Annotated in this window: 8 protein-coding genes; 1 reads left to right on the forward strand and 7 read right to left on the reverse strand. The window is 44.3% G+C overall.

Annotated elements, in window-relative coordinates; translation table 11 throughout:
* Nucleotides 1-61 precede the first annotated feature (61 nt).
* Nucleotides 62-1345 (forward strand): glycoside hydrolase family 3 N-terminal domain-containing protein, encoded by a 1284-nt coding sequence (locus C7B77_RS17335; RefSeq protein ID WP_245894247.1) that lies wholly within the window; start codon nt 62-64, stop codon nt 1343-1345.
* 77 nt (nt 1346-1422) lie between these two features.
* Here the strand turns inward: C7B77_RS17335 and C7B77_RS17340 are convergent, their stop codons facing one another.
* The 7 genes from C7B77_RS17340 to sufB all read right to left on the reverse strand — a co-directional run bounded on the left by C7B77_RS17340 (nt 1423) and on the right by sufB (nt 8552).
* Entirely contained in the window at nt 1423-2697 is a 1275-nt protein-coding gene (locus C7B77_RS17340) for a SufS family cysteine desulfurase (RefSeq protein WP_106307506.1), read from the reverse strand.
* A gap of 73 nt (nt 2698-2770) precedes the next feature.
* Nucleotides 2771-4096 carry a Fe-S cluster assembly protein SufD gene (gene sufD / locus C7B77_RS17345; RefSeq protein WP_106307488.1) on the reverse strand — a complete coding sequence of 442 codons (1326 nt, stop codon included), beginning with the start codon at nt 4094-4096 and terminating at the stop codon, nt 2771-2773.
* Nucleotides 4097-4346: 250 nt separating this feature from the next.
* Entirely contained in the window at nt 4347-5129 is a 783-nt protein-coding gene (gene sufC / locus C7B77_RS17350; RefSeq protein ID WP_106307491.1) for a Fe-S cluster assembly ATPase SufC, read from the reverse strand.
* An 84-nt stretch (nt 5130-5213) separates the two neighbouring features.
* Nucleotides 5214-5801, reverse strand: coding sequence for a Uma2 family endonuclease (locus C7B77_RS17355; RefSeq protein WP_106307494.1), 588 nt, complete (start codon nt 5799-5801; stop codon nt 5214-5216).
* A gap of 88 nt (nt 5802-5889) precedes the next feature.
* Nucleotides 5890-6456: a Uma2 family endonuclease gene (locus C7B77_RS17360; RefSeq protein WP_106307497.1), complete on the reverse strand. Its 567-nt coding sequence runs from the start codon at nt 6454-6456 to the stop codon at nt 5890-5892.
* A 99-nt stretch (nt 6457-6555) separates the two neighbouring features.
* Nucleotides 6556-7074 carry an SMI1/KNR4 family protein gene (locus tag C7B77_RS17365; RefSeq protein WP_106307500.1) on the reverse strand — a complete coding sequence of 173 codons (519 nt, stop codon included), beginning with the start codon at nt 7072-7074 and terminating at the stop codon, nt 6556-6558.
* A gap of 38 nt (nt 7075-7112) precedes the next feature.
* Nucleotides 7113-8552, reverse strand: coding sequence for a Fe-S cluster assembly protein SufB (gene sufB / locus C7B77_RS17370; RefSeq protein WP_106307503.1), 1440 nt, complete (start codon nt 8550-8552; stop codon nt 7113-7115).
* Nucleotides 8553-8605: the final 53 nt, after the last annotated feature.

Genomic DNA, 8605 nt, shown 5'->3' on the forward strand with positions numbered 1-8605 from the left:
CCGCCGATATTGAGGAAGGGTAGGGCAGCGATTTACTGGTGCGACTTGGTTTCCGCCGCCAATGGCTCTCCATGCGATCGCGCAGGCAGATTTAGCCAAAGCGATCGAGTACGCTCGTCAAATGGGTGCTATTACCGCCCAGGAAGCTCTAGCAATAGGCATTAATTGGATTTTGGCACCAGTAGTCGATGTTAATAATAACCCTGCCAATCCCGTCATTAATATTCGTTCCTTCGGGGAAACTCCCGAGATCGTCAGTCAGCTAGCTATGGCCTACATTCGCGGAGCGGCGGCTTATCCCGTCCTCACCTGCGCCAAACATTTTCCCGGTCACGGGGATACAGGCGTAGATTCGCACTGGGCGTTGCCCGTAATTACCCACGATCGCGCGCGATTGGACGCGATCGAGTTGCCGCCATTTAAGGCAGCAATTCAGGCGGGGGTCGATAGTGTGATGAGTGCTCATTTACTGATTCCCGCACTCGATGCAGAATTACCCGCGACGCTCTCGCCCAAAATTTTAACAGAGGAATTACGGCAGAATTTGGGCTTTGAGGGATTGATTAGTACCGACGCCTTGGTAATGGGGGCAATTGCCGATCGATATGGCGCAGATGAGGCTCCCGTAATGTCTGTGGCGGCTGGTTCGGACATTATATTAATGCCTGTAGATCCCGAAATTGCGATTCGAGCCGTATGCAATGCGGTAGAGTCGGGACGGATTAGTGCGGAGCGAATTAAGGCTTCTGTAGGGCGAATTTGGCGTGCCAAACAGAAGTTATTTGAAGATTGGGATGGCGTCACATTGACGCAATCGCCTGTCAATAGTCAAGCTGCTGCTTTGACGACTCTCGCCCAACCCCAAACGATGGCGATTGCTCGGAATATATTACAAGATTCATTAGTTACTCAAGGTAATTTACCTTTAAAGCCAGTCCAGGGAAAGAATATCATCGCACTCGAAGAAATTCTGGATACTACCTTCCTCAGTCGGAGTACTCCCGCCGTCACCATTCCTACCAAACTCGGCTATCAACTTCAGCTCATCAACCGCCACAGTCCGACGATTAATATCGCGCCTGACGAATCGGTCATCCTCCAACTTTTCATTCGTACCAGTCCATTTTCGGGCGGACTTGGCATTACTTCGGTAGCAAAACAATTGTTTCAACAATTAATTGCAAGTCAACAACTACAAGGATTAATTATCTATGGCAGCCCTTATTTAATGGCCGATTTTGCACCACATTTACCACCAGAAATCCCCTGTGTATTCTGTTACGGACAAATGGCTGCGGCACAATCGATCGCGTTAGGACAGCTATTTGGATTGCAGAATCAGTAGTCTTGATAATCCGTAGGTTGGGTAGCGGATGCGCTCCGCTACCCAACCTACGAGCTACTACTTATTGAGAACCGAATTTAACTAAAAATACTATCGAAAAACTCGATCGATTCTTGCAGGGAAGCGATAAAAGTATCGATTTCTTCTTTAGTATTGTAGAAGTATAAACTCGCACGAGCTGTCGATTGCGCCTTGATAAAGCGATGCAATGGTTGGGTGCAATGGTGTCCGGCGCGAATGGCAATTCCGGATTGATCTAACATCGTCGAAAGATCGTGAGGATGCACGTCACCGGAGGTAAAAGAGGCTAATGCCGCGCGATCTTTAGGTGGTTTGGGGCCGTAGATTTTCACTTGAGGAATTTGGATTAATTTCTCAAATAAATAGGTTGTCAATTCTGCTTCGTAAGCATGAATTTTGTCCATCCCAATATTAGTTAAATAATCTACCGCTGCACCTAATGCGATCGCTTCAGCAATTGCGGGCGTACCTGCTTCAAACTTATGCGGTAAATCTGCATAAGTAGAATTTTCAAGGAATACATCGGCAATCATTTCACCACCACCTAAGAATGGTGGCATCGATCGCAATAAATTCAACTTACCATACAAGAAGCCAATCCCCGTCGGCGCGCACATTTTATGCCCCGAAGCTACCAACCAATCACAATCCAAATCTTGGACATCTAAAGGTAAATGTGGGGCACTTTGGCAAGCATCGACTAATACTTTGGCACCGTATTGATGCGCGAGTCCGACGATATCTTTAATCGGATTGATACAGCCCAGTGTATTAGAAACATGGGAGACAGATACTAGTTTCGTTTTCTCGTTGACTAGCGACTGATAATGTCCGAAATCAAACTCTTCTTCTGGTGTAAGCTGCACGAATTGGAGGCGAGCACCTGTTTTCTGCGCGACTAATTGCCACGGAATTAGGTTGCTGTGGTGCTCCATCACTGTGAGAATCACTTCATCACCGCGTTGCAGATTGCTCAATCCCCAGCTATAAGCAACTAAGTTAATTGCTTCAGTTGCATTACGGGCATAAATAATCTCTTGCGAGGAAGCTGCATTGACAAACTTGGCAATCTTTTCTCTGGCACCTTCATATGCATCCGTTGCTTCCGAGCTGAGCGTATGCACGCCGCGATGGACGTTGGAATTATAGTGGCTGTAGTAATGCTCTAAGGCATGAATGACGGCATGAGGTTTTTGGGAAGTTGCCGCATTATCTAGATACACGAGGGGTTTGCCATGAACTTCCCGATGGAGAATCGGAAAGTCAGGGCGAACTGTATCGGCGAGAGTTTGCGGTTTGTGAATCCCGGATTTGGTTTGAATAAAAGTCATTTCGTCGGCAGTTCCTGTAAGATTTTGAATCAATCGTAAAATCGGGCTTTCTCTAGTCATTGTTTACCAGTTCCTAGTTAGCTTTGAATGCTTTTACTGCCACTGCTAGTTTTTCACGTACTGAGGCGACGGGAATTCGATCGATTATTTCTACAGCAAAAGCGTTAATCAATAATATTTTAGCTGTTTCGACATCTAAACCCCGACTCTGGAGATAAAAAATCTCGTCATCTTCTAATTGGCTGACTGTCGCGCCGTGGGAGCACTTGACATTATCGGCGGTAATTTCGAGCTGGGGCTTGGTATCGATGCGCGCTGTGGATGACAGTAACAGATTGCGGTTCAATTGCCCTGCATTGGTTTGTTGAGCGGCTTGGGGCACGAATACCTTACCGTTGAAGATTGCATGAGCGCGATCGTCTACGATACATTTATGCAGTTGATCGGTAATACCGTGGGGCTTAGTTAGCGCGATGGTGCTGTGGGTATCCGATTCCTGTTCGCCATTTACCATCGTCAAACCATTGAGATAGGTTTCAGTCTGCGCGCCGATTTGGAAGATTTCCCAATTGTGGCGAGAGAGCTTGCTGCCTAACTCGATCGAAGTACCAGTATAAGCACTATGCTGAGATTGAGACACTGCTGTTTTACCGATATGGATGGCGGTAATATCTTCGTCTTGGATGCGAGTATGATTTAGTTTGGCAGTATCGCCCAACCACACCTCGGTAACGGCGTTATTGAAGTAGGGTCGAGCCTCGTTCCGAGGGGCTTCGCCAACGGGAATGGAAGTATGCAGGTATTCTTGAATTAAAGTCGCGCTACTTCTTTGTTCTAACACGATTAGCGCGCGCGGTTGAGTCGCGATCGCCGTATCATCTACGGTAGTGATAAATAATAAGTGAATTGGTGTCTCAAAGGCTATATCTGGAGCTAACCACACCACTGCGGCTTCATTAATACCAGCAGTATTAATCGCCGTAAAGACTTCTTCACCACCAGGTTGTTTACCTAAATATTTAGAAATCTCCAATCCCGCAGCATTTGCGGCGGCGAGGTTGCCGATAAATACACCAGCAGGTAAATTAGCAAGGCTAGATAGTAGCGGCGCATAGATACCGTTGACGAATACTATGCGAGTATTAGTGGCTTCTGGCAGAATTAAGCCATTAATATTGACTGGCGGTAGTTGTGCATCTGGTGCCGCGAAAGTTTGGGTAAGTAATGGATCTAAATTAGTAAATCGCCATTCTTCATCTTTATTGCTGGGAAGGGTTTCTTCTTGGAGATATGCGGCTGCTTGGGTGCGGAGTTCGAGCAGTTGAGGCGTTGCGGGTGGTGAAGTGAGAGCCAGGAGTTGGGCGAGATAGGTGTCTCGGTTAGTTAAAGTTGATGTCATAGGAGTAACGCAAACAAAGAAAAAACAGGATTTACAAATAGATAATTATCAAAACCAGGATCTGTAGGGGTGGGTTTATGCAATTAATGTCGTAAGTAATTGGATTTTAAACAAACCCACCCACCTTACCAATAACCGAACGCATGGCGAAACTCCTACATTTCCTGGTGGGGGAGGGCAGGTTTGTCCGATTGTTGTTAGTGTGTAGCGAAAACCCTAGCATAAACCTGCCCCTACAGATCCTTGTTTGTTAGACGTTTGCTGGTTCGGCTTCTGTCACCCAGTCATAACCCTTGGCTTCTAGTTCGTGTGCGAGTTCCTTACCGCCGCTAGTGAGGATTTGTCCATTCGCCATCACATGGACGAAATCGGGAATGATATAGTCTAACAAGCGTTGATAGTGGGTAATCACCAGCATCGAGTTATCCTGATTCGACAACTGATTGACACCATTAGCAACAATTTTGAGCGCGTCGATATCTAATCCAGAGTCAGTTTCATCGAGGATCGCGAGACTCGGTTCGAGAATTGCCATTTGCAGGATTTCGTTCCGCTTTTTCTCACCACCAGAGAAGCCTTCATTGACGCTACGGCTGAGAAAAGCGGGATTCATTTTGACAATCTCTAATTTGTCCTGAATCAAGTCATCGAAGTCAAACACATCCAATTCTTCCAATCCTCGGTGCTTTTGACGGGAGTTATAAGCGACGCGGAGGAAATCTAAGTTGCTCACACCAGGAATTTCGAGCGGATATTGGAAAGCTAAAAATACACCCGAACGCGCCCGATCTTGCGGCTCTAAGTCAAATAAATTATCTCCTTTATAGGTAACGTTGCCACCCGTAACCGTATATGCAGGATGTCCGGCTAATACTTTGGATAGCGTACTTTTACCAGAACCATTCGGCCCCATAATTGCATGGATTTCGCCCGCTTTGATTTCGAGACTCAAACCATTTAAGATCTGCGTACCATCGACTTCGGCAGTGAGGTTTTCGATCGAGAGGATAACTGGACTATTAGAATTAATCATAATTGAGATTTTGTTTAATTGAGTTTAATAATATTCGATCGATATTAGCTAATCTTTATATCTTATCATCATGAGATAACTAAGCTAACTACTCTCGACTACTGGAGTCAAAGAGATACCCTCATAAATCCGCTCGATCGGGAAAGTTAAGTTGATACTTTTAAGCTCGATCGTATCTCCTGCCTGATAATTAATTATCTCCCAACTCCCACTTTCAGTCTTGCGATACAAATCGACCTCCATCTTCTCAGAACTCACCATTACATAATCTTGTAAAACTGGATTTTGGCGATACATCCTAAATTTACCGCCTCTGTCATAAGCTTCGGTACTCTGAGATAGCACCTCTACCAGCAAACACGGATAAGTAATATATTTAGTTGTTGTTTTATCTCGTTCGTCACAAGTAACGCTTACATCAGGATAAGTATAATCATTCGATTCGACGATATTAACCCGACAATCAGAGTTAGCAGTCTGGCAAGAACTTCCACTAAGAAAATTGTCTAATAAAGCACCAAATTTAAGAGCAATTCGACTATGGTTGACAGTGCCACCTGTCATTGAATAAACTTCACCACCGATATATTCATGTTTCTCTAATTGTTTCTCCTCCCAAGCAAAGTATTCTTCAGAAGTAAATCTTGGAGTATTGTCTCTTACAGCAACCATAAGCAGATAAATTATTTGCTAGTAAAGTTATTTTAAAATTTCTAAATGTCTCTCGATGCCATCCATTTTAAAATTCCCAGCATCGATCCTATCCCACCTTCAGCCAACCAAATATCTCACCAGCAGTTAATTTAACAGATCGAGCAAATTCAGGTACGATTAATTCAGCTTCGAGTAGATCGACTACTTGTACTTGTCGATCGGGTTGATAAACTAGTATCATTTTCTCTGCTGGATCGATTAACCAGCCAACTTCGGTACCATTATCTAGACAATGAAGAATATTTCTAATTACTTTGGTTGTACTTTGGTCGGGAGATAAGATTTCAATCGTCCAATCGGGTGCAGTTGTCACCACATTAGAAACCTCACCATCATCATCTTTGGGAATATTTTCATTCTTCAGCACAACTACATCAGGAACGATCGATCGACCACCAAACGTACATCTCAGTTCTGGAAATGCGATCGCTATCTTTGCTTCCATTAAAATTGAATTAATGAAAGTAAGTAGCTTCATCCTCAATAAACTATGTTTTCCTTGAGGCATCGGCTTTTGAACTATCTTTCCATCAATATACTCACTTGCAGGTTTAGTTTCTGGAAGAGACAGAAAGCTTTCTAAGGTAAGATTTTTTACAGGTATCGCAACCATTTTAAAACTTTAATTTTGTAGGGTGGGCACTGCCCACGTTTAGCTTTCGATCGAGTTCAATCATCTATCAATATTGAGGAGTGAAAGACATTGCCAATTTTACGTAGCTCTTGTCTTTCTATTTTCATAATTAGTGATACCTTCTTCTAAGAAATCCCACACTGATTCGCCTATTTTCTTGAACTCAAAAGGCTTACCACCTCCCTGAGAGGTATTTGCTAAATATATTGCAGGGTCATCCGAAGGATCGTCTAAGAAGAAAAAATAAAAATGCTCGTAAAGATAGCTGGCAAATACAAACATATTGGGAGGTACATTAGTCGGTGGTATATACTCTCCTTCTGTGATAGTTAATTGCTCATAAAAAAATTCTGTCATTTCCAATGGATGCTCATCACCCATATCGAAATCTAGTAAAAAAGACTTAGGAACGTTACCAAAATATGACAAAAATACTTTATAGCTTAGAGGTAAAGACAAACCATATTTTTTCTCTACTGCTTCTATATCTTCTTGAGAGAAGCCCCATATTTCTCTTAGCTTCCAATCATATTTTCCTATTAGTAGTTTCTTGAATCTATGCTCGAAATCTTGAGCCTTGACAATATACTTGCTCATAAGTAGATTGAGGGCAGAAATTTTCTGCCCTATCTAAATTAACCGACAGTACCTTCCAATTTCAGACTCAACAACCGATCTGCTTCGACCGCAAATTCCATCGGCAGTTGATTGAAGACATCCTTACAGAAACCGCTAATCATCATCGAAATCGCATCCTCTTGGGAAATACCCCGTTGAGCGAAGAAGAATAACTGATCTTCACCAATTTTAGAAGTAGATGCTTCGTGTTCGACTTTGGCGGTTTGATTTTGGACTTGGATGTAGGGGAAAGTATTCGCCTGCGCGCGATCTCCAATTAGCATCGAGTCGCATTGGGAATAATTTCTCGCCCCTTTAGCTGTCGGATTCATTTTGACTAAACCGCGATAGCTATTCTTCGATTTGCCAGCAGAAATCCCTTTGGAAATAATCGTACTTTTGGTATTTTTACCGACATGGATCATCTTAGTTCCGGTGTCGGCTTGTTGGAGATTATTCGTCAGCGCGACGGAGTAAAATTCACCGACTGAGTTGTCGCCAACTAAGACGCAACTGGGATATTTCCAAGTAATTGCCGAACCTGTTTCTACTTGCGTCCAAGAAATCTTGGAATTTACACCTTTACACAAGCCGCGTTTGGTAACGAAGTTGTAGATACCGCCTTTGCCTGTTTCATCGCCTGCGTACCAGTTTTGGACGGTGGAATATTTGATTTCGGCGTTATCTAATACCACCAATTCGACGACTGCGGCGTGAAGTTGGTTGGTGTCGAATGCGGGTGCGGTACAGCCTTCGAGGTAGGTGACGGATGCACCTTCGTCGGCGACGATTAATGTCCGCTCGAATTGCCCGCTATCTCCGGTATTGATCCGGAAGTAGGTGGATAAATCCATCGGGCACTTGGTGCCTTTAGGGATATAGACGAAGGAACCGTCGCTAAATACGGCGGAGTTTAAGGCTGCAAAGAAATTATCGGCGATCGGGACGACACTACCCAAGTATTTTTCGATCAGTTCGGGATATTCTTTGACGGCTTCGGAAATGGAGCAGAAGACGATGCCTTCTTTTGCGAGTTGCGCTTTGAAGGTGGTGGCGACGGAGACGCTATCGAAGACGGCATCTACAGCGACGTTCGAGAGTCGCTTTTGCTCGTTGAGGGAAATCCCTAATTTTTCAAAGGTTTCGAGCAACACGGGATCGACTTCATCCAAACTGTCCAACTTTTTGGCGGCTTGTTTGGGGGCGGAGTAGTAGATGATATCCTGATAATCGATCGCGGGATAATCTACATGCGGCCAAGTGGGTTCGGTCATCTTCAACCACTGACGATAGGCGCGCAGGCGGAAATTGAGCAGAAATTCTGGCTCGTCTTTCTTGGATGAAATCAACCGCACGATATCCTCGTTCAAGCCGCGCGGAATCTTATCTGACTGAATGTCAGTGACGAAGCCGTATTTATAGGGTTGATTGACTAAGTTTTGGACTACAGTACTCATCGATCGCCTGTGTTCTCTCTAGAATAAGGATGGTTTTTATTGGCTGGCTGCGG

The sequence above is a fragment of the Chamaesiphon polymorphus CCALA 037 genome (assembly GCF_003003845.1).
In the GTDB taxonomy this organism is placed as follows: Bacteria; Cyanobacteriota; Cyanobacteriia; order Cyanobacteriales; family Chamaesiphonaceae; genus Chamaesiphon; species Chamaesiphon polymorphus.

Bases quoted from the DNA above. Each gene is read 5' to 3' on its own strand.
- C7B77_RS17335 (WP_245894247.1), top strand. From the start codon at position 62: ATGGCTCTCCATGCGATCGCGCAGGCAGATTTAGCCAAAGCGATCGAG.
- C7B77_RS17340 (WP_106307506.1), bottom strand. From the start codon at position 2,697: ATGACTTTTATTCAAACCAAATCCGGGATTCACAAACCGCAAACTCTC.
- sufD (WP_106307488.1), bottom strand. From the start codon at position 4,096: ATGACATCAACTTTAACTAACCGAGACACCTATCTCGCCCAACTCCTG.
- sufC (WP_106307491.1), bottom strand. From the start codon at position 5,129: ATGATTAATTCTAATAGTCCAGTTATCCTCTCGATCGAAAACCTCACT.
- C7B77_RS17355 (WP_106307494.1), bottom strand. From the start codon at position 5,801: ATGGTTGCTGTAAGAGACAATACTCCAAGATTTACTTCTGAAGAATAC.
- C7B77_RS17360 (WP_106307497.1), bottom strand. From the start codon at position 6,456: ATGGTTGCGATACCTGTAAAAAATCTTACCTTAGAAAGCTTTCTGTCT.
- C7B77_RS17365 (WP_106307500.1), bottom strand. From the start codon at position 7,074: ATGAGCAAGTATATTGTCAAGGCTCAAGATTTCGAGCATAGATTCAAG.
- sufB (WP_106307503.1), bottom strand. From the start codon at position 8,552: ATGAGTACTGTAGTCCAAAACTTAGTCAATCAACCCTATAAATACGGC.